Below are 20,919 nucleotides of genomic sequence, written 5' to 3' on the forward strand. Positions count from 1 at the left end.
TCATTGTATGGTACATCTCAAATACCCACAAAATATTTTATGGACAACAAATATAACCAATAGGATGAAAATATCATGAACCTACGCAGCTTGAATTTCGGTCTAGATGAAACTTTAATTGCGCTTCAAGATTCAGTGGCCGCATTTTGTGCAAAGGAAATTGCACCGCTTGCCCAACAAGTTGATCAAGACAACAAATTCCCTGCACATCTCTGGAAAAAATTCGGAGATATGGGCCTTTTAGGCATGACGGTTTCTGAAGAATATGGCGGTGCCAATATGGGTTATCTAGCTCATATTATTGCCATGCAAGAAATTTCTCGTGCTTCGGCAGCCATTGGTTTGTCTTACGGTGCTCATTCTAATTTATGTGTAAATCAAATTAACCGTAACGGTAACGAACAGCAAAAACAAAAGTATTTACCAAAATTGATTTCCGGTGAATATGTCGGTGCCCTTGCTATGTCTGAACCAAATGCCGGTTCCGATGTCGTCAGCATGAAATTACGTGCTGAGCAAAAAGGTGACCATTTCGTTTTAAACGGTTCAAAAATGTGGATCACCAACGGCGGTGATGCAGATGTACTCGTGGTTTACGCTAAAACTGATCCGCAAGCTGGCGCGAAAGGCATGACTGCTTTTTTAGTTGAAAAAGGCATGAAAGGCTTTAGTCACGGTAACCATTTAGACAAACTCGGTATGCGTGGCTCTAACACTTACCCACTGTTTTTTGACAATGTAGAAGTACCTGCTGAAAACGTACTCGGCGGTGTCGGTAACGGTACAAAAGTACTGATGAGTGGTTTGGACTATGAACGTGCAGTTTTAAGTGCCGGACCTTTAGGCATTATGGATGCCTGTTTAGATGTGGTGATTCCTTATTTACATCAACGTGAACAGTTTGGCCAAGCTTTAGGTGAATTCCAGCTTATGCAAGGCAAGCTTGCCGATATGTATTCAACTTGGTTGGCATGTAAAGCCCTCGTCTATGCCGTTGGTGCTGCATGTGATAAAGCTGATCATGACCGCAGCCTACGTAAGGACGCTGCAAGCGCCATTTTATATGCTGCTGAAAAAGCAACATGGATGGCAGGTGAAGCAATCCAGAGTCTAGGCGGCAACGGTTATATCAATGAATTCCCTGCTGGCCGTTTATGGCGTGATGCAAAACTTTATGAAATTGGTGCCGGAACTTCTGAAATTCGCCGTATGTTGATTGGCCGCGAACTCTTCAATGAAACCAAATAATAATTATAAATAAGGATGCATCTTATGAACCAATTACAAAGCAAGATTAATGTTCGAAGTGAAGACTTCAAAACAAACCAGCAAGCCATGCAAACATTGGTCACAGATCTAAAACAAGTTGCCCAGCGTATTGCGTTAGGCGGCGGTGAAAATGCCCGTCAAAAACATTTGGCTCGAGGCAAACTTTTACCTCGTGAACGTATTGATCAACTGATTGACGTCGGCACGGCATTTTTAGAAATTGGTCAATTGGCAGCGTACAACGTTTATGAAGATGATGTTCCTGCCGCAGGTGTGATTGCGGGTATTGGTCAAGTCAACGGCATCACTTGCATGATCGTTGCTAACGATGCAACGGTTAAAGGTGGAACGTATTACCCACTTACGGTTAAAAAGCATTTACGCGCACAAGAAATTGCCGAACAAAATCACTTGCCTTGTATTTATTTGGTGGACTCAGGCGGTGCCTATTTACCAATGCAAGATGAGGTTTTCCCAGACCGTGATCACTTCGGGCGTATTTTCTATAACCAAGCACGCATGTCGAGCCTAGGTATTGCCCAAATTGCCGTGGTGATGGGGAGCTGTACCGCAGGTGGTGCTTATGTTCCTGCCATGTCTGATGAAACAATTATTGTCCGTAATCAAGGTACGATTTTCTTAGGCGGCCCTCCTCTAGTAAAAGCTGCAACAGGTGAAGTGGTGAGCAGTGAAGACTTAGGCGGTGGCGATGTACACACACGTCTTTCGGGTGTAGCTGACCATTTAGCTGAAAATGATGAACATGCGATTGCGATTGCACGGAACATTGTTGCTAATTTAAATAAAAAGCCAAACGACTTAAATAAACAAGTTGATGAACCATTGTTTGATGCATCTGAACTCTATGGCGTGGTGCCAAGCGATGCGCGTAAACCTTTTGATGTTCGTGAAGTGATTGCCCGTATCGTAGACGGCTCTCGTTTTGATGAGTTCAAAGCACGTTTTGGTTCAACACTCATTACGGGTTTTGCTTCACTTTACAGTATGCCAGTCGGCATTATTGCCAATAACGGAATTTTATTTTCTGAGTCTGCACAAAAAGGTGCGCACTTTATTGAGCTATGCACGCAGCGCAATATTCCATTGTTATTCCTACAAAACATTACGGGCTTTATGGTTGGTCGCCAGTATGAAAACGAAGGAATTGCAAAAAACGGTGCCAAATTAGTTATGGCAGTTGCCACCGCAAATGTACCAAAACTCACCCTGATTATTGGTGGTTCGTTTGGTGCAGGTAACTACGGTATGTGTGGCCGTGCTTATTCACCACGCTTTTTGTGGACTTGGCCGAACTCTCGTATTTCAGTGATGGGCGGCGAACAAGCAGCAAGCGTACTCTCGACTTTAAAACGTGACCAGATTGAGCAAAAAGGTGCCGAGTGGTCAGCGCAAGAAGAAGACGAATTTAAACAACCAATCCGTGAGCAATACGAGCGCCAAGGCCATCCATACTATGCTTCTGCCCGCCTTTGGGATGACGGTGTAATCGACCCAGCGCAAACTCGTCAAGTACTCGGTTTAAGCCTTGCTGCGGCCATGAACGCCCCAATCCAGCCAACCAAATTTGGCGTGTTCCGCATGTAAGAGGTGTATATGAGCTATCAATTTTTACAACTCGAACAACAAGATCAGGTTGCCTATGTTTGGCTGAACCGCCCTGAACTACACAATGCTTTTAATACAACCGTCATTGAAGAATTGCATACCTGTTTTAAGCAAATCAATATACGTGATGACATTCGTGTTGTGGTTTTAGCGGGTCGCGGCAAAAGCTTTTCGGCAGGTGCCGACCTCAACTGGATGAAACAGGCAGGTCAAGCATCTTCAGCAGAAAATGAAGCAGATGCATTAAAACTTGCGCAAATGTTGGATGCACTTGCAACGCTAAAACAACCGACCATTGCCCGAGTGCATGGCATTGCCTTTGGTGGTGGCATGGGCTTGGCATCAGCATGTGATATTTGCATTGCCAGCACAGATGCCAAGTTTGCAACCTCTGAGGTTCGTTTAGGACTTGCTCCATCTACCATTAGTCCTTATGTGATTCGTGCGATTGGTGCAAGACAAGCCTCTCGTTACTTCTTAACTGCCGAGCGAATTTCGGCACGTGAAGCTAAACAAATTGGTTTGGCACATGAAGTGGCAGATGCCGAAGACTTAGACAGAAAAGTTCAAGAAATTATTGATGCTCTATTACTCGGTGGCCCGCATGCTCAAGCGGCCTCAAAACAACTCATTCAAATGGTGAGCAACCAAACCATGAGCAATGACTTGCTACAACAGACAGCACATCATATTGCTCAAGTTCGTCAAGGCAGTGAGGCAAAAGAAGGTCTAAGTGCCTTTTTAAATAAACAACAGCCTGCTTGGGTTTCTAACTCGAATAACAACAATTAAGGACGATCATCATGTTTGAAAAGATTTTAATTGCGAACCGTGGCGAGATTGCCTGCCGCGTAATTCGTACAGCTAAAAAATTAGGTATTAGAACGGTTGCCGTTTACTCCGATGCAGACGCAAATGCACAACATGTCAAACTTGCAGATGAAGCGGTATATATTGGTCAGTCCCCTGCAACACAAAGTTATTTACAGGTTGACCGTATTATACAAGCGGCGATTGATACAGGCAGTCAAGCGGTTCATCCAGGTTACGGCTTCCTTTCAGAAAATGACCAGTTTGCACTCGCTTGCCAACAACACAACATTTGCTTTATTGGCCCGCCAGTGGATGCCATTTTAGCGATGGGCTTAAAAGCGACCTCTAAAGCCTTGATGGAAAAAGCTGGCGTCCCTTTAACACCGGGCTATCACGGAACCAACCAAGATGCCGACTTTTTAAAACAGCAGGCAGACCGAATTGGCTATCCGGTTTTAATTAAAGCTAGTGCCGGTGGCGGCGGTAAAGGCATGAGTCTGGTGGAGCGCAGTGAAGATTTTCTGCATGCCTTAGCCTCTTGTAAACGTGAAGCCAAATCGAGCTTTGGTAATGATGATGTCTTGATTGAACGTTATGTGATTCAACCGCGCCATATTGAAGTGCAAGTGTTTGGTGACACACATGGCAATTATGTGCATTTGTTTGAACGTGATTGTTCAGTACAACGCCGTCACCAAAAAGTGCTAGAAGAAGCCCCTGCGCCACAAATGCCAAGCGAAAAGCTTGATGCAATGCGTCAGGCTGCAATTGATGCTGCACGTGCGGTAAATTATGTTGGTGCAGGTACGGTTGAGTTTATTGTGGAACAAGACGGTACGGCGTATTTCATGGAAATGAATACGCGTTTACAAGTCGAGCACCCTGTCACTGAAATGATTACAGGTGAAGACTTGGTTGAATGGCAACTTCGTGTGGCTTATGGTGAACCTTTACCTAAACTACAAAACGAATTGCAGATTCACGGCCATGCGCTTGAAGCACGGATCTACGCCGAAGAACCAGAAAAAGGCTTTTTACCTGCCATTGGTAAAATTGACTATCTGCGCTACCCAACTCAAAACCAATATGTTCGTGTAGACAGCGGTATTGTTGAAGGTGATGAAATCACGACTTATTACGACCCGATGATAGCTAAACTTATTGTATGGGGTAAAAACCGTGAAGCTGCACTTATTCAAATGCAACATGCTTTAAGCCAATTCCATGTCGATGGCTTAGGCAACAACATTGCCTTTCTTGAAAAAATTATTCGTAGCGAATCGTTTAAACAAGCCAAACTTGATACCAACCTGATTCAGCGTGAACAAAACTTCTTGTTTAGCCCTGAAGAGATCAAACCTGAACTTGTAGTGGCAGCGGCATTCATTGAGTTTTTAAGCAAACTTAATAACAACAGTTCAAGCCAAAAACAGCTTTGGCAGGCTCAACCACTTTGGCGTTTAAATATTGCCTATCAGCACAGTATCAAACTAAATTATTTAAACGAAAATATCCAAATCAAATTTGCTTCAAATAACGATGGCTTCACCGCAGAATATAATGGTCAAAGCTACCCGATTTCGGGCCAGTTGCTTGATACACATACGGCCTCTGTTCAAATTAATGGAACTCAGCAAAAGCTATCTTTTAATCAAAGTCAGCAAGGCATTACCTTGTTCCAAAATGGGCAAAGCTATAAGTTTGCTTATATTCGCCAAGACTTTAACCAAGCAGATAGCCAAGCTGATGAAGGCCACCTGAAAGCTCCAATGCCGGGTGTGGTCACTCAAGTGTTAGTAAGCGCAAATCATAGCGTGAAAAAAGACGATATTTTAATGACGCTTGAAGCGATGAAGATGGAATATACCATCCGTGCCCCTAAAGATGGCGTGATTGTAGACTCTTATTTCCAAGTCGGTGATCAGGTCAAAGCTGGCGACGAGCTTGTAGAATTTCAGCCTGCTCAGGAGGAAGTTGCATGAGTGAGTTTGTCAAAATCGTGGAGGTCGGCCCCAGAGACGGCCTCCAAAACGAAAAGCAGGCTTTAACTGTTGAACAACGCTTAAACTTTATTAATGACTTAATAAATGCTGGCCTAAAATCGATTGAAGTCGGTTCATGCGTTTCGGCAAAATGGGTGCCGCAAATGGCTCAAAGTGACGAGCTATTTAGGCTATTACCCCAAACGCCCGATGTGCAATTTAGCCTGCTCACGCCCAATATCAAAGGTTTTGAGACAGCTCAAGCGGTAGGGTGCAAAGAGGTTGCGGTATTTACCGCAGCTTCTGAGAGTTTTACCCGTAAAAATATCAACTGCTCAATCGACGAAAGCTTTGAAAAATTTAGCGATGTCATGGCGGCAGCCAAAGCACATAACATCCGTGTACGCGGTTATGTCTCTTGTATAGTCGATTGTCCTTATGAAGGCGCAATTGCTCCTGAGCAAGTCGTAAAAGTTGTTAAACGACTTTATGACATGGGCTGCTATGAAGTATCTTTAGGTGAAACTATTGGCACAGCTACACCAGATCGCGTTCAAAAGGTGTGGCAAGCATGCCTTGCTGAACTCGACAGCAAGGTTCTAGCTGGGCATTTCCACAATACCTACGGCATGGCAATTGCCAATATTTATCAGTCTTTACAGCAAGGTATTCGTGTTTTTGACTCGTCTCTTGCAGGACTGGGTGGCTGCCCATATGCCAAAGGTGCTTCGGGTAATGTATCGACTGAAGATCTGTTCTATTTGCTGTCACACATGGGTTTTGAAACCGGCATTGACTTAGAAAAACTGATGCAAGCCAGTCAAAATATTAGCAATGTGTTAAACCGAAAAAGCTTGTCGAACTATGCAAATGCTTATTGGCAAACCAAGTGTGCATAGTCATAAATTAAAATAACTCAGCATCTGGTATATGGCTGAATATTAGACCTAGTACCAGATCATCCCATCTAATCTTTATCTCATTTCATTCAGGAATTGGGATTAAATATCTTTGCGCATTTTATTTAAAATTTATTATTCATCTCTGTATTAAATGCCTCTTTCAAAAGAAGCATTTTCTACCCTATTTTTATTCTAATCCGTATTATTCTTCATCCTTTTCTAGCTTAATCCTTAAAAATTTATCTCATTATTTATAAAAATAAGAAGCATCCATTTCGATTCTTGGAGAAATATATTCTTCTACCCAATCTAACCATGCACGTGTTTTGGCATCAATAAAATGACGTGAAGGCAACAAGGTATAAACTCCGATATCGGGCGAACGCCACTCTGGCAAGATATGACATAATCTTCCATTCTGAACTGCATCTAAAGCTGAAAACATCGGCAATAATGCGACGCCCATGTCCTGCTGTACAACATCTAATAATAATTCTGGGTTATCTGCAATCAGTTGCCCACCAATATCGATTTGGTAAGACTCACCATTTGCATTTAACAAGTGCCAATCTGGCGTAATCGACGGGTTTACTAAGCGTAAACAGGCATGATTTTTTAAGTCTTCGGGCGACTTAGGAATACCATGTTTTTCTAGATATGCAGGTGAAGCACATAAAACAGAAAAAATAGTGCCAATTCGGCGAGCAACAAAGCGTGAATCTGTTAAAGATTCAGTGAGATAGAGACTCACATCTACCCCTTTTGCCAACAGGTCTGGAACGTATTGTGAGGTCGTATATTCCACCGTTAACTCAGGATAATTTTTGCAAAACTCGGCCATGACTGGAAAAACATAGTGATGGCCAAAGCTTCCCATGCTTAATACACGTAAACGCCCTTTCGGTTTAGATGCCGTTCCTGTTACTTCTGATTCTGCTTCATCCACTATTGAAATGACTTGGCGACAGCGCTCTGCATAAGTCGCACCAATATCGGTCAGTGCCTGCTGGCGCGTTGAGCGTTGTATTAATTTTGTACCTAAGCGTGTTTCTAGCTCGCTGATAAGACGTGAAACCTGTGCTGTGGTCAGATCCATCTGCTCAGCTGCTGCTGTGAAACTCCCGCTATCAATCACTTTCAGGAATGCATGCATTGCATGCAATAGTCCACCATCGAGATTTTTGCGCATAACGTAAATATGTTTTCCTAAATTACGGATTGTTGCACCAGTTTAGATCAACCACAATGACTAAATGTACATACATTGGCACTAATTCTTTTTAAGAAGAGGAACCGATCTTTTTTTATTTCGTATGTCACTTGCTCCAAATATTCAACTGGATGTTGAAAAAAGAAAGTAGTCCGAGCTACTAAAAATTCTAAGGAGATATAAATGAACATAGCTACAAAAGTCACTCCAAATATTATTGCAACAAAGGATGTGTCACTTGAAGATAAATATATAAGTGATAACGGTACAGCATATATGACTGGCATTCAGGCACTTGTTCGGTTGCCTCTTGCCCAAACTCGCCGTGACGCGATTAATGGTTATCATACTGCTGGTTTTATTTCTGGTTATCGCGGTTCTCCTGTCGGTAACTATGATAGTTTCCTTTGGCAAGTTCAAGGATTACTTAAATCCCATAATGTCGTATTTCAACCTGGTGTAAATGAAGACTTGGCTGCTACCGCAATTTGGGGTACTCAACAAGTTAACCTTTCAGGACAAGGCAAATATGATGGAGTGTCTTCATGGTGGTATGGTAAAGGGCCGGGTGTTGACCGTTCAGGCGATGTACTCCGCCATGCTAACTTAGCTGGTACCTCTGAACGTGGTGGTGTCGTTGCTTTATTTGGCGATGACCACTCATGTAAATCTTCTACAATTCCTCACCAGTCTGAACATGTCATGATTGGTTGTGGTATTCCAATTTTCTACCCAACATCCGTTCAACAAATTTTAGACTTTGGTGTTCACGCCATTGCTGTCTCACGTTTTTCTGGCCTATGGTCTTCAATGAAGCTAGTCAGTGAAATTGTAGAAACTTCTGCTTCAGTTCATGTTGATCTAGATCGAGTTAATCCTGTTATACCAGAAGATGTTAATTTCCCTGCCGACGGCGTTAATATTCGTTGGCCAGATCATGGCATTCAGCAAGAAGAACGTCTTTATAAATATCGCTTACCTGCTGTTTTGGCTTATGCCCGCGCGAATAAAATCAACACCGTAACATGGCCTTGTGAAAATGCCCGTATTGGTATTGCCGCAAGTGGTAAAGGCTATTTAGATACGATTGAAGCCTTACGCATTTTAGGTATTGAAGATGAAACTGCCCAACAACTTGGGCTACGTGTTTATCAAGTTGGACTGATTTGGCCTTTAGAACCACAAGGCGTTCGTGAGTTTGCCGAAGGTTTAGAAGAGCTGATTGTTATTGAAGAAAAACGTCCAATTATTGAGACACAAATTAAAGACGAGCTGTACTCACTGCCTGATGGCAAACGTCCTCGTGTCATTGGTAAAGCAACTGATGGTAAAGGTGAATGGAGTACTTCTATTGAAGAAGCACCGCTCATTGGTCACTATGAATATCAGCCTGAACCAATTGCAAAAATGCTGGCTGCTCGCTTCTTAAAACTCGATATTCCAGAAAGCTTAAAAACACAAATCCAAAGCAGAATCGACTTACTGCTAAAAGCAGAACAAGAATCAAAACGTGTCATTGATCTTGCTGAACGTAAACCATATTTCTGTAGTGGTTGCCCTCATAATTCTTCAACAGTTGTCCCTGAAGGTAGCCGTGCATTAGGCGGTATTGGTTGTCACTATATTGCCGTTTCACTTGACCGCGGTACCGAAACGTTCTCGCAAATGGGCGGTGAAGGTGTAAGTTGGGTGGGTGCATCACCATTTACCAATGAAAAACATATTTTTGCTAACCTTGGTGACGGAACTTACTTCCACTCAGGTTACTTAGCAATTCGTCAGTCTATCGCCGCAAAAACTAATATTACCTACAAAATCCTCTACAACGATGCGGTCGCTATGACAGGTGGTCAGCATGTAGATGGTCATTTGAGCGTTGCGCAGTTAACTCGTCAGCTTGCTGCCGAAGGCATTAAAAAACAAGTTATTGTTACTGATGAAGTTAAACTATTAAACGAAGAAGATGGCATTGCACCAGGTGTCGAAATTCGCCACCGTAATGAACTCGATACAGTTCAACGTGAGCTTCGTGAAGTTACAGGTGTCACCGCTTTAATTTATGTACAAACCTGTGCCAGCGAAAAACGCCGTCGTCGTAAACGTGATGCGTACCCTGACCTAGCTGAGCGTTTATACATTAATAGTGATATTTGCGAAGGCTGTGGCGACTGTTCGAAAAAATCAAACTGTTTATCTATTGAGCCTGTAGAGACTGCTTTAGGGACTAAACGTCAAATTAACCAAAGTAGCTGTAATAAAGATTTCACTTGTGCTGAGGGGTTCTGCCCAAGTTTTGTGACTGTTCATACACGTGATATGAAACGTCCAGCTAAATTTGAAGGCATTGGCGCAGGCTGGCCAACATCACCAATTATTCCTCAGTTATATGATGTTCCAAGTCGTATTATGGTCGGTGGTATTGGTGGTACGGGTGTTGTGACGATTGGCGCACTCCTTGGTATGGCAGCTCACCTAGAAGGCAAAGCAACACGTGTGATGGACATGGCTGGACTTGCCCAAAAAGGTGGTACAGTTTATTCATACGTACAACTTGCAGCAACTGATGAGCAAATTTCTTCTACTAAGATTCCGGCGGGCCAATGTGAATTACTCATCGGTGCCGATGCTGTAGTCGCTGGTGGTAGCGCTGCTCTTTCTCGCTTAAAAGATGATGCATTGGTTATTGTAAATGAAGACAGCACCCCGACTTCTGAATTTATTAAATCTCGTGACTGGTATGCACCTATTAGCGATTTAATTGACCGCCTTCGTGGTCGTGTTCGCCAAGGCCAACTGGTTTCTCTACCAGCAGCTCGCATTGCAACACAACTCTTAGGTGATTCAATTTATACCAACCAGTTATTACTCGGTATGGCATGGCAATCTGGTCGTATTCCATTACTGCGTGAAAGCATTGAAAAAGCAATTCGCTTAAATGGTACGGCTGTTGAAAAGAACATCGAAGCTTTCCGCGTGGGTTGTCATCTTGCAAGTGACCCAACTTTAGCTGCACGTTTAGTCTCTGCGATGCCAAAAACCAAAACTCCGCAAACTTTGGCTGAACTTGTTGAAGACCGTTCTGCTCGTTTAACAGACTACTGGAATGAAGCTTACGCAAATAAATACCGTACGCTTGTAGAATTAGCTGCTAAAAAGTTACCAGAAGAGTTAACGGGTACGATTGCAACTCAGCTTTATAGAGTTATGGCGTATAAAGATGAATATGAAGTTGCACGTCTGTTAACAGGTAAAAGTTTCAAAGAATCGATCGAAACCCAATTCGGTAAAGGCTTACGTTTAACGTATCACCTTGCTCCGCCAGCGTTACTCGGTGGTCTGAAAAATGTTCGTAAACGTGCGTTTGGTTACTGGATGCGCTTCCCAATGATGATGCTTGCTCGCTTACAATGGCTTCGTGAAACTTTCCTTGACCCATTTGCACGTCAAGAAGAGCGTCAGCACGAACAAGCATGGCGTGATCGTTACATCGCATTTGTTGAAGCACTCGTTGAAGCTCCAGAAAATCACAACTTGGCAGTTGCTGAACAAATTGCAAAATTACCGGCAGAAGTTCGTGGTTATGGACATATCAAAATGAAAGCAATGGACGCTGCAAAACAGCGTTGGGATGAGCTTACACCAACACTCATTAAAGTTCGTAGCTAAGAAATTGCTTGTAATCTAAATCTTAAAATAAAAAAGTCATCCTGAGGGATGACTTTTTTATTGGCTCAAATATTTATTTAGTCATTTTACGTAAAGTCAAAATCTGCTCGCTTCGTCCAAATGGACCATACACGTCATGTAAAACTGCACTGGTTAAACCAATGCCATCCGAGCCATATTGCTGAACGGTTTCTAGACCTAACCATTTACCTTTCGGATAACGGTGCATGTGAATCTGTAAATCAAGATTTGGGAAACCCCAAGTAAATTCGCCTTCTTGTCTTGGTACAATCCCGTTTGCTGTATCTATCATGCCAATCAAATGGGCAAAATCTGTCGTCGGCTGCCCTTCAACCATTTCTTTATCATTATTGAGCCAAACAATGCCTTTACCTGCGCGATGCTGATCATCAGTTTTAGTGACGAGTGTCTGGATAAAACCACCCGGCCATCTTTTCATACCCTTCCATTCGGTAAAGGTATCTGGATGGTGAACTGGCTGATCTTCAAGCCCAGCAATGTCTGAGCTGTCTTGAGTACACATGCGCCATGCTCTAGCGACAATACAGGTTTTACCTTGTGCCTGCATTTCAGCTTCAATCAGCTCAATGGTTTTACCGGCACGAATCACATGGGTCTTAATCGTAAACTCACCAAAAGCAATCAATCCAAAAATATCAAAACTAATTCGGCCAATTCGCATATCTTGTCGTGGCGAAAATTGCTCTAACTCTGCTGCAATTATACCACTTGCAGGCGCCATATGCTGTTCATGAGGATTCCAAGCTCCTTGTGCATGAACAGTTGAGCAATAATGAGCAATAACTTCACCTTGAGGACCAATTGTTCTATTCAATAATTGATAATAAGCATTCATGATTTTCTTTCCGTAGTCCTTATCAACATCAATATTTGATGAAAATTCACGTTTTAATGCTTATGTTAACCCTCTATTTCTTTGACTCAACTGGTTTTTCCTACCAAAAACTGATGAGTCTAAAATTATAAATTCACTGAATAAAAATTTGTTTATGGTTAAATATGAATAAAAGTTTAGAACCAAAAGTTATTTTAACTTATAAAAAACCCGCTTTATAGCAGGTTCTTTTTACTCAATCATTTGTTTAAGGTCGTTCACCCTGCCCCAAACGGCGTTCAATATCATCAAGTACATTTGGTAAGTCAGCGACGCTATCAATCACATAGTGAGCGCCCGACGCTTTCATTTTTCGATAGGCCTTATCTTTTAGAACAATCTGTTCATCAGCCGATAATGCACTCCACTCCTCATAGCTTAAACCGACTTCATTGCCGCTAATTGCAAGCCCAACCGTCCAACATCCGGCATTTAAACCTTCATCAATACCCACCACGGTATCATCCACTTTTACAACTGTTTTAATATCAGACACATCTAGTTGAATTAAGTTCTTCCATAACATTTCAGGATATGGACGGCCAAATTTCACGTCACTTGCCGTAACAATACAGTCTGGTCGGTAGCCCTGATCGGCAGCATCTTTAACCAATCGTCCAACCATTATTGATGCATAGCCCGTGTTACTCCCAATTTTTGCACCACGCTTTTTAATATTTTCAAAAGTCGCCAATGCACCCGGAATTAAAGCAGAACATGTTGGAATCGATTTTAATTGGTAAGGAATAAAGTCTTTATATAAACGGTCAATATCTGCCTCTGTTGCAGCCTGCCCATACACTTCCTGCCATGCAGCTGCCACACGCGGCATTTTTAAAACAGCAGCAATATGGTCACGTTTTTCCAACCCCATTGGGGCGCGAGCTTCTTCAACCGTAATTTCAACTTTATTGTCTTTAAATAAAGCCATAAAAGCCAAGATGGGTGCGCGTGAGCCAAAATCTACTGTTGTGCCAGCCCAGTCAAAAACAACAGCCTGAATTTGTGTATTGTTCGTCTTCATGATGTTTAACCTTTAATTTAAATGATTTAATAAAAATTATGCTGTTATAGCGTTCTGTAGATGGTTCTTGTAGTAGCTGGCAATTGCAGCAAGAAGCCCTTCAATATCTTGAACATAAACTTCGCCAATATTGCCAATACGGAAACAGTTAAGATCGGTGACTTTGCCCGGATAAATCACGTAGCCTGATTTTTTCAAGGTTTCGTAAAAGGTCTGAAAGCTAAATGTTTCAACTGTCGGGTAAAGGAATGTTGTGATAATTGGTGATTGGGGTGCTTGATTGCCTAATACCAATTCAAAACCAAGCTGTTGCATACCTTGAGATAAGATTTGCTGGTTTTGTAAATAACGTTGATAACGTGCAGCAACTCCGCCCTCTGCCTCAAGCTCAAGCAATGCTCGGTAAAATGCACGTACTACATGGGTTGGCGAGGTAAAGCGCCATTTACCGTTATGCTGCTCCATGGTATTCCACTGGTCATATAAATCGAGGCTGACCGAACGTGCCAAACCTTTACACGCTTCTAGGCAATCCCGTTTCGCCAAAATAAAACCAAAGCCCGGAACACCTTGAATACATTTATTCGCACTTGAAATTAGAAAATCAATTTCAAGCTCAGCCATATCCATTGGCACACCGCCAAATGAACTCATCGCATCTACAATCCAGATTTTCCCTGCCGATTTAACTAAACGGCCAATGTCTTGAATCGGATTTAAAATTCCTGTGGTAGTTTCACAGTGCACACAAGCAACATGGCTAATGGTTTTATCTTGTAAAACGCACTCAATCTCTTGTAAATCTGGTGTTTGAGTTTCTAAATAGTTCAGCTCGATCACTTCAATATTTAAGCAACGCGCCATTTGCACCATACGTGCACCATAAGCGCCATTATTGATAATCAAGATTTTGCCATCACGCGAAATAGCTGAACCCAGCACAGACTCCACCGCGAAACTACCACTGCCTTGCATTAACACAGCCGTATATTTTTCAGGTTGACTGGTTGCCAAATTAACCAATCGAGAGCGGATATCTTGTACAAGCGAATTATATTCTTGGTCCCAAGTACACCAGTCTTTTTGCATGGCACGGCGGACGGTCGCAGAAGTTGATAATGGTCCTGGAGTAAGAAGCAAATATTTGTTCTCTAAATCCATATCGAGTTGGGGTTGCATGTTCATAATGTTACTCATTTCTTTTGCGTTCATTTCAATATACATCAATCTGGTTTAAACCAGATGACAAACTAGTAAATATTTTGTTCTAATACTTCTTTCATAAATCCAGCCCCTGTGGTCATGCCTTTGCCAGCAATCGCACTCATCAGAAAGATGTTTTTTTCAGCTTCAGTGACACAGGCCAGCTCATATTCATGGGTGAGGTAATAACCATTCCAACGCTTTTGAATCGGAGGTAAAGTCAGCCCCAATTTTTCATGGCAGTAAGCTTGAATAAACTCATTAATCTCTTCACGCTGCTCGAACTGAGGCGCTTCATTAATCGGATGGTATTCGTGACTATCGCCCACGATCAGTTCACCAAATTCGTTTTGTTTAATCAGAATATGAATCCCAAATTCTTTAACAAATCCTCGTTGTGACGCTTTAACCAGCTCATGATGACTCGGACAAATTTCAAAGGCTGGATAGCGCGAAATCGACAAACCTGAATAAAGAGAGGCGTTTAATTTTTGTTGAAATGGTTGGGTCAGGGCCATTTGTAAGCCACAACGTTTCAGGTTCAAGCTTTGTAAAAGATCTGGATATAAAACATCAATCACTTCACCGTGACAGATCAAAACTTTATTTGCCCGATAAGTCTCGCCATTTGCCAGACGAACCTGACACTTTTCCTGCTGGTATTTGGTTTGTACTACACAAGCATTGGTATAAATCTTTACACCTTTACTTTGTGCATATGCCAACAGTCGCTGTCCAACCACATGCGGTTCGACCGAATAATCTTCTTCAAAAACCAAACCGCCTTGAAACTGCTGCTCGGGGTTTAAATAAGAAAATTGGGTGACAAGTTCCTCATGGCTAAGCAAATGAACCGGAATCTGGTACTTGCCTGCACACTTGGCAAACTCATTTAAAACCTGCCATTCAAGTGCCGTATTGGCGAGATAGACACCTTGGCGTTGAGCAAATGAAATATCAGTTTCAGCCTGAATACGTTGATAAAAAGAACGCGTTTCAAGTGCGTACTTTCGCCACTGTTGCTGTGGATGGGTTAATGTCGATGTTCCGACCATGCCAAAATTACGGCGAGTTGCCCCCACTGGTTGAGAATTTTTCTCGAAGATACAAACTTTTAAGCCTTGTTCCTGCGCTTGTATGGCAGCGGACAAACCTAAAATACCGGCTCCGACAACAATCAAATCAAACTGTACATTATTCATAAGACTTCCAATTTGCGAAATTTAGGATGAACAAACCCTGCCTTGTTGAACAAAGCATTTCGTTTCAGTCGGTTAAATAAAAATTGTGTTTAGCTAAAACTTAATGAGAGCTTTCACGCCATTGCTGACTTCTTGCCATGATTTTTCGGGTAAATAACCAGTGAATGAGTTTTACAACACATGAGGTGGTTAAAATCAAAATACTCATCGCAACAGCAGCAACCGTATCTCCTGCATCATCCATATTTAAAACAGCGACTGCAGCTAAACTGGTATCTGGTGAATAAAGGAAAATCGCAGCCGATACGGTGGTCATGGCATTCACAAAAACATAGACCGATACATCACATAACGCTGGAAAACACATGGGCAAATACACTTTCCAAAAGGTTTTCCACTTCGATGTTCCTAGAGTTTCCGCCGCCTGATCGAGCTGTAGCGGAATCTGTTTAATCGCATTGGTTAAAGTGAGATGTGGCACAGTGTAATAATGCACAATGGTTGAAATCACCAAAATGGTCATGGTTCCATACAGCACATTTAACGGATTACTCTGCTGGTTAAAAAACAAGATGTAGGCAATACCTAGAACTAGCCCCGGCACTGCAAGAGGTAATAGAACCAAAGCTTGCACATAGTTTTTAATGAATGGATGTGCCTTAAAACGTTCAGTTAATAGTGCCACCATAAAAATCAGTGCTGCTCCAAAAACCGTACTAAAGAGTGCAATGCGAACCGAGTTAAAGTACGCTGCCCAACCGCCACCATCGACATATTCAAAACTGTAATGTGCTAAGGTCAAAGACAAATCATAGGGCCAAGACTGGATAAATGACGCCAGCACCGCCGTAAAGATAATCAGTAAAATCGCACCTGAAACCACGCCACAAAATAAGCTCAGAACGACTTCAAGTTTTTTATTCTGTGCAGAGACATAAGGTTTAGCCTGAAAAGCTTGAAAACATGCATGGCGTTTGCTTTGTATTCGATCGAAAATGAATACAAAAAATGCTGGTAGCAATAACAAGATGGAAATCACCGCACCCATGCTCATATTTTGCTGACCAATAATCTGCTTATAGACATCAAGCGCCATCATGTTAAATGAACCGCCAATGACTTTTGGAATCCCAAAATCTGTTAGTACATAAATAAAAGCCACCAGACTTGCGCTGATTAAGCCATAACGAATTGCAGGTAAAGTCACATGATAATGCGTCTTCCAGATATTTTTACCCAGCGACAAAGAGGCTTCAATTAAACGCTGATCAACACTGCGAAAAGACACCATCATCAACATTAAAATTGCTGGAAATAGCCAAAAGCAGTAGCTAATTAAAATACCGATTGGACCATAAATCTGTACATCACCTAATAAAGGCTTGAATACACCTTGCTTGCCAAACAAATAAACCAATGCCAACGAAGGCAAAAGTGACGGTCCCAAAATCGGTAAAAAAGCCACCAATTTAAAGAAGCCTTTGCCTTTTATATTTACATTGGTGAGAGCAAAAGCATAAATACTGGCAAGAAATACTGTAATGACAGTAGCAGCACAAGCAACCCACACCGAGTTAAATACAGAGCTGAGTAAAGCTGGACTGTCAAAATAATTATAAAAATTTTCAAGGCCAACAAAATTTTGATTTTCATCAAAAAATGCAGTTTCAAACAGCATCATTAAAGGAGCAATAATCGCTAAAGTCAAAGCAATTGCCACAACAAACAAAGCAATGTTCGATCTTAATGAATATTCAGTTTTTCGACGCGGCTGTGTTTTTAAAACCGCTGAAGCAGTTTCATTTAACATAGTGCGTACCCTTGTTCGTCAAAGACATGAATGAGCTGATTAGGCACTTTTATAAACATAATTTCTTGCAAAGATTTGAACTTGGTATTTTCAATTTCAATTTGCAAAAGGTGTTTTGCCTGCTCAATTCCATCAATATGAATGGCGCAAAACAAACGGCGTTTTGCACCTAAAAATTCAGTGCTTAATGCTTTAATTGGCAGATACAGTGATTCTTTATCACTACCGAAATCATCAACCAACTCGACAGCTTCGGGTCTAAAACCAATGTTGTAGTTTTGCCCGGCTTTAATTTTTTGCTGTTCCAAATTTAGAGGGATAAAACCTAAAACCTCGAGCTGATTAACTACCGAACAAGTGGCTCCTAAAAAATTCATGGTGCCAATAAACTTGGCAACAAATTGGGTTTGTGGCTTGTAGTAAATATTGTGCGGCGTATCAATTTGCTCAATAACGCCATGATTCATGACTACAACACGATCAGAAATGCTTAAAGCTTCTTCTTGATCGTGTGTCACCATAATGGTTGGCAAATTAAGCTGCGATTGAATTGAGCGAATCTTTTGTCTTAGGTTCAAACGCACCTGAGCATCAAGTGCAGAGAGTGGTTCATCTAGCAATAAAATATCCGGATTCGGTGCAATTGCCCGAGCAAGCGCAACACGTTGCTGCTGCCCGCCCGACAATTGATTTGGATATTTTTTTGCAATATCAGGTAACTCAATCAATTCTAATAACTGTTGAACTCTTTGAATACGCTGAGTTTTATCCCACTTTTTTTTATCCAAGCCAAAAGCAATATTTTCTTCAACATTTAAATTTGGAAATAATGCATAGTTTTGAAACACAATACCGCAGTGCCGTTTTTCAGCACTCAGCAAAGTTATATCTGTTCCCTTTTTTATAACCTTTCCATAATCAGGTTTTTCTAGACCCGCAATTATGCGTAGCAAAGTGGTTTTACCACACCCAGAAGGCCCCAAAAAACTCACAAACTCGCCAGCTTTAATATCTAAATTAATATGCGTGAGGGCCTGAAAGTGTTGAAACTTTTTTTGAATATCCACCACCTCTAAAACTGAGGGACCATGTTCAGGATATTTATAGGTCGTTAATGTCGACAATAAATGCCCTGCTAACTCGCCCTTTGGGTTTTGACCTAGCAGCGATGATTGCAATGACGAAGGTATTTGCATAATGAGGCCCTTATTCAAAAGATCACTTTTCAAAACGCTTTGACCATTCAGCCAAAATACGTTCACGCTGTTCGGCCGCCCAATAAAAATCATTTTTTACAAGCATTTGAGAAAGATTTTTCGGGAAACTCATGGTGGTATTTTCAATGCCTTTGTAGGCCACCATTGAAAAGTTATGCGCATAAGCTTCATTTGCCGCTTTGCTTACCGACCAATTTATAAATTTTTGTGCACTATTTAATTTCTTGGTTCCTTTCACAATCGCTGAGGCTTCCATTTCCCAGCCTAACCCTTCAGTTGGATAAACCACTTCTAAAGGTGCACCTTCTGCTTTTAATTTAAATGCTGGGTAACCGAAAGAAATACCAATTGGAATTTCGCCTTGTGCAGCCATTTTGCAAGGTTTTGAACCAGAGTGAGGATATTGTGAAATGTTTTTATCTAAAGCCTGCATATAATCCCACGCCTGCTTTTCACCCCAGATCTGCATCCAAGCAGTCACATCTAAATACCCCGTACCGCTTGATGCCGGATTTGGCATCACAATTAGGTTTTTATAAATCGGGTTGGTTAAATCTTTCCAAGTTTTTGGAATCGGTAACTTACGTTTTTCTAATTCGACTTTATTTACACAGATTGCAGATTCCCATGCATCCATACCCGTCCAAGTCGGTACAGGTTTTTGGCTTACAAATTCCGATTTTAGATTTTCAACGCCTTCTGGTTTAAAAGGCTCAAGCATGTCTTTCTTTTCCATAACCAGCAAACTGGTTAAAGCCACACCAAAAACGACATCCGCTTGTGGATTTTTCTGCTCTGCCAAAAGTTTCGCGGTAATCACACCTGTTGAATCACGTACCCATTTTACTTTGAGTTCTGGATAGGCTTTATGTAATTCTTCTTGGTATTGTTTAAGCTGGTCGGCTTCTACTGCCGTATAGACGGTAATTTCTTCTGAGTTTTTTGATGTTGCCGATGAACATCCCATTTGAATAGCGACCACTACACCTAAAACTGATGCAGTGCCAAGTTTAATTGACTGTTGAACAAACTGTTTCATCTGCAAACCATCGAATGCAATTATTTGATGATCGTATTTCAACAGGTTTATATGACAGTTTGATTAATCTGGTTTAAACCAGATTTTATTTTTATGCTCGTGCTTCGAAATGTAAATCTAAGACATCGTGTAGCCAATATTCTTGGTCAACATCGGTAATTACGCCCTTTTCATTTCTGTTACTACGGCAAATATATAACCCAAGCGCGCCAACATTGACATGAAGCGCTTTGGCCTGTTGTTCCGATAGAGCTGTTGGATAGAGGTTAATGTCAGCTCTAGTGATATGGCAGTTATATTGATTTGCCATCAGTAAAGTAATGGATTGCTTGAGATCATGAGTTAAAAACTCAGGAAAAAGTTCGGCATTCACACGTAAATGTTCAACCAACACAGGTCGTCCATTAATACAACGACGTCGCCACACTGAATAAATCGGATGCCCTTTTTCAACTTTTAAATGCTTGGCATCCCAAGAAGTGGCTTGTGTAAGTTCACTGGAAATCACTTCTGTAGAAGGTTCATAGCCTTGTTCAATCACAAACTGATTAAAGTTTTTTGTCGATTGCGGGTGATAAATAATACGAGGAGAACGAACATACCAACCACGGCGGTCTAATCGATAAATCAAACCATCAGTTTCCAAAGCCAACAAAGCTTCACGTGCAGCCACTCGCGTAGTTTGGAATTGTTCAGAAAGTACTCTTTCCGATGGGAGTTTTGCGTGGGCTTCTAATACGCCAGATTCAATATCATGGGCAATCGCATCGCGAATAGGAATATATTTAGGTATGCGTGCTTGGTCCTGTTCCATACAAACTTAGAATTTATAAATAAAGAAATTAATAGCAATATACTGAAAAAATGTGACAAAAGCTTTTATTAATGCTGATCTTTTAAGCAAAATGCGTCCTATTCCCCGCTTTTTTTCCAATTCATTTTTTCATAAAAAATCGTATTTGTATGCTCATAATCACTTCGGAAAACTTTCCTTAGCTCATTTGCTCGTCAAGAAAAATCGGCATGACATAGCCCTTAAA

15 protein-coding genes are annotated in these 20,919 nt (G+C 41.6%); 6 read left to right on the plus strand and 9 right to left on the minus strand.

Going from position 1 to position 20,919, the window contains the following annotated elements; genetic code table 11:
• The first annotated feature begins 75 nt into the window (after window positions 1-75).
• From HUN22_RS06800 to HUN22_RS06820, 5 genes are read left to right on the plus strand one after another with little or no spacing between them, the layout of a single operon-like run.
• Complete coding sequence (locus tag HUN22_RS06800) at window positions 76-1,248, plus strand: isovaleryl-CoA dehydrogenase (protein WP_174727385.1); 1,173 nt, start codon at window positions 76-78, stop codon at window positions 1,246-1,248.
• 24 nt (window positions 1,249-1,272) lie between these two features.
• Complete coding sequence (locus tag HUN22_RS06805; RefSeq protein WP_174727388.1) at window positions 1,273-2,874, plus strand: carboxyl transferase domain-containing protein; 1,602 nt, start codon at window positions 1,273-1,275, stop codon at window positions 2,872-2,874.
• A 9-nt stretch (window positions 2,875-2,883) separates the two neighbouring features.
• Entirely contained in the window at window positions 2,884-3,687 is an 804-nt protein-coding gene (locus HUN22_RS06810) for an enoyl-CoA hydratase/isomerase family protein (RefSeq protein ID WP_174727391.1), read from the plus strand.
• An 11-nt stretch (window positions 3,688-3,698) separates the two neighbouring features.
• Window positions 3,699-5,690 carry an acetyl/propionyl/methylcrotonyl-CoA carboxylase subunit alpha gene (locus HUN22_RS06815; protein WP_174727394.1) on the plus strand — a complete coding sequence of 664 codons (1,992 nt, stop codon included), beginning with the start codon at window positions 3,699-3,701 and terminating at the stop codon, window positions 5,688-5,690.
• Window positions 5,687-6,589, plus strand: coding sequence for a hydroxymethylglutaryl-CoA lyase (locus HUN22_RS06820; RefSeq protein WP_174727397.1), 903 nt, complete (start codon window positions 5,687-5,689; stop codon window positions 6,587-6,589). The genes HUN22_RS06815 and HUN22_RS06820 overlap by 4 nt, the downstream gene beginning before the upstream one ends.
• 250 nt (window positions 6,590-6,839) lie before the next feature.
• Here the strand turns inward: HUN22_RS06820 and HUN22_RS06825 are convergent, their stop codons facing one another.
• A complete protein-coding gene (locus HUN22_RS06825; RefSeq protein ID WP_174727400.1) occupies window positions 6,840-7,781 on the minus strand; it encodes a LysR family transcriptional regulator in 942 nt (313 codons plus the stop codon).
• Window positions 7,782-7,985: 204 nt separating this feature from the next.
• Here HUN22_RS06825 and HUN22_RS06830 point away from each other — a divergent pair, with 204 nt between their 5' ends.
• Window positions 7,986-11,468, plus strand: coding sequence for an indolepyruvate ferredoxin oxidoreductase family protein (locus tag HUN22_RS06830; protein ID WP_174727403.1), 3,483 nt, complete (start codon window positions 7,986-7,988; stop codon window positions 11,466-11,468).
• Between the two features lie 73 nt (window positions 11,469-11,541).
• Here the strand turns inward: HUN22_RS06830 and HUN22_RS06835 are convergent, their stop codons facing one another.
• The 8 genes from HUN22_RS06835 to HUN22_RS06870 all read right to left on the minus strand — a co-directional run bounded on the left by HUN22_RS06835 (window position 11,542) and on the right by HUN22_RS06870 (window position 20,693).
• Entirely contained in the window at window positions 11,542-12,345 is an 804-nt protein-coding gene (locus tag HUN22_RS06835; protein WP_174727406.1) for a thioesterase family protein, read from the minus strand.
• 247 nt (window positions 12,346-12,592) lie between these two features.
• Complete coding sequence (gene phnX, locus HUN22_RS06840; protein WP_174727409.1) at window positions 12,593-13,408, minus strand: phosphonoacetaldehyde hydrolase; 816 nt, start codon at window positions 13,406-13,408, stop codon at window positions 12,593-12,595.
• 36 nt (window positions 13,409-13,444) lie between these two features.
• Window positions 13,445-14,632: a 2-aminoethylphosphonate--pyruvate transaminase gene (gene phnW, locus HUN22_RS06845; RefSeq protein ID WP_174727424.1), complete on the minus strand. Its 1,188-nt coding sequence runs from the start codon at window positions 14,630-14,632 to the stop codon at window positions 13,445-13,447.
• A 26-nt stretch (window positions 14,633-14,658) separates the two neighbouring features.
• On the minus strand, window positions 14,659-15,813 hold the full coding sequence (locus tag HUN22_RS06850; protein ID WP_174727412.1) for a TIGR03364 family FAD-dependent oxidoreductase: 1,155 nt from the start codon (window positions 15,811-15,813) through the stop codon (window positions 14,659-14,661).
• A gap of 100 nt (window positions 15,814-15,913) precedes the next feature.
• Window positions 15,914-17,623 carry a putative 2-aminoethylphosphonate ABC transporter permease subunit gene (locus HUN22_RS06855; protein ID WP_174727415.1) on the minus strand — a complete coding sequence of 570 codons (1,710 nt, stop codon included), beginning with the start codon at window positions 17,621-17,623 and terminating at the stop codon, window positions 15,914-15,916.
• Window positions 17,617-18,819 carry an ABC transporter ATP-binding protein gene (locus HUN22_RS06860; protein WP_174727418.1) on the minus strand — a complete coding sequence of 401 codons (1,203 nt, stop codon included), beginning with the start codon at window positions 18,817-18,819 and terminating at the stop codon, window positions 17,617-17,619. The genes HUN22_RS06855 and HUN22_RS06860 overlap by 7 nt, the downstream gene beginning before the upstream one ends.
• A 22-nt stretch (window positions 18,820-18,841) precedes the next feature.
• A complete protein-coding gene (locus tag HUN22_RS06865) occupies window positions 18,842-19,879 on the minus strand; it encodes a putative 2-aminoethylphosphonate ABC transporter substrate-binding protein (protein WP_174727421.1) in 1,038 nt (345 codons plus the stop codon).
• Between the two features lie 91 nt (window positions 19,880-19,970).
• Window positions 19,971-20,693 (minus strand): UTRA domain-containing protein, encoded by a 723-nt coding sequence (locus HUN22_RS06870; protein WP_004702366.1) that lies wholly within the window; start codon window positions 20,691-20,693, stop codon window positions 19,971-19,973.
• Window positions 20,694-20,919 lie beyond the last annotated feature (226 nt).

The sequence above is a fragment of the Acinetobacter lactucae genome (assembly GCF_013344765.1).
GTDB classification, from domain to species: Bacteria; Pseudomonadota; Gammaproteobacteria; order Pseudomonadales; family Moraxellaceae; genus Acinetobacter; species Acinetobacter lactucae_A.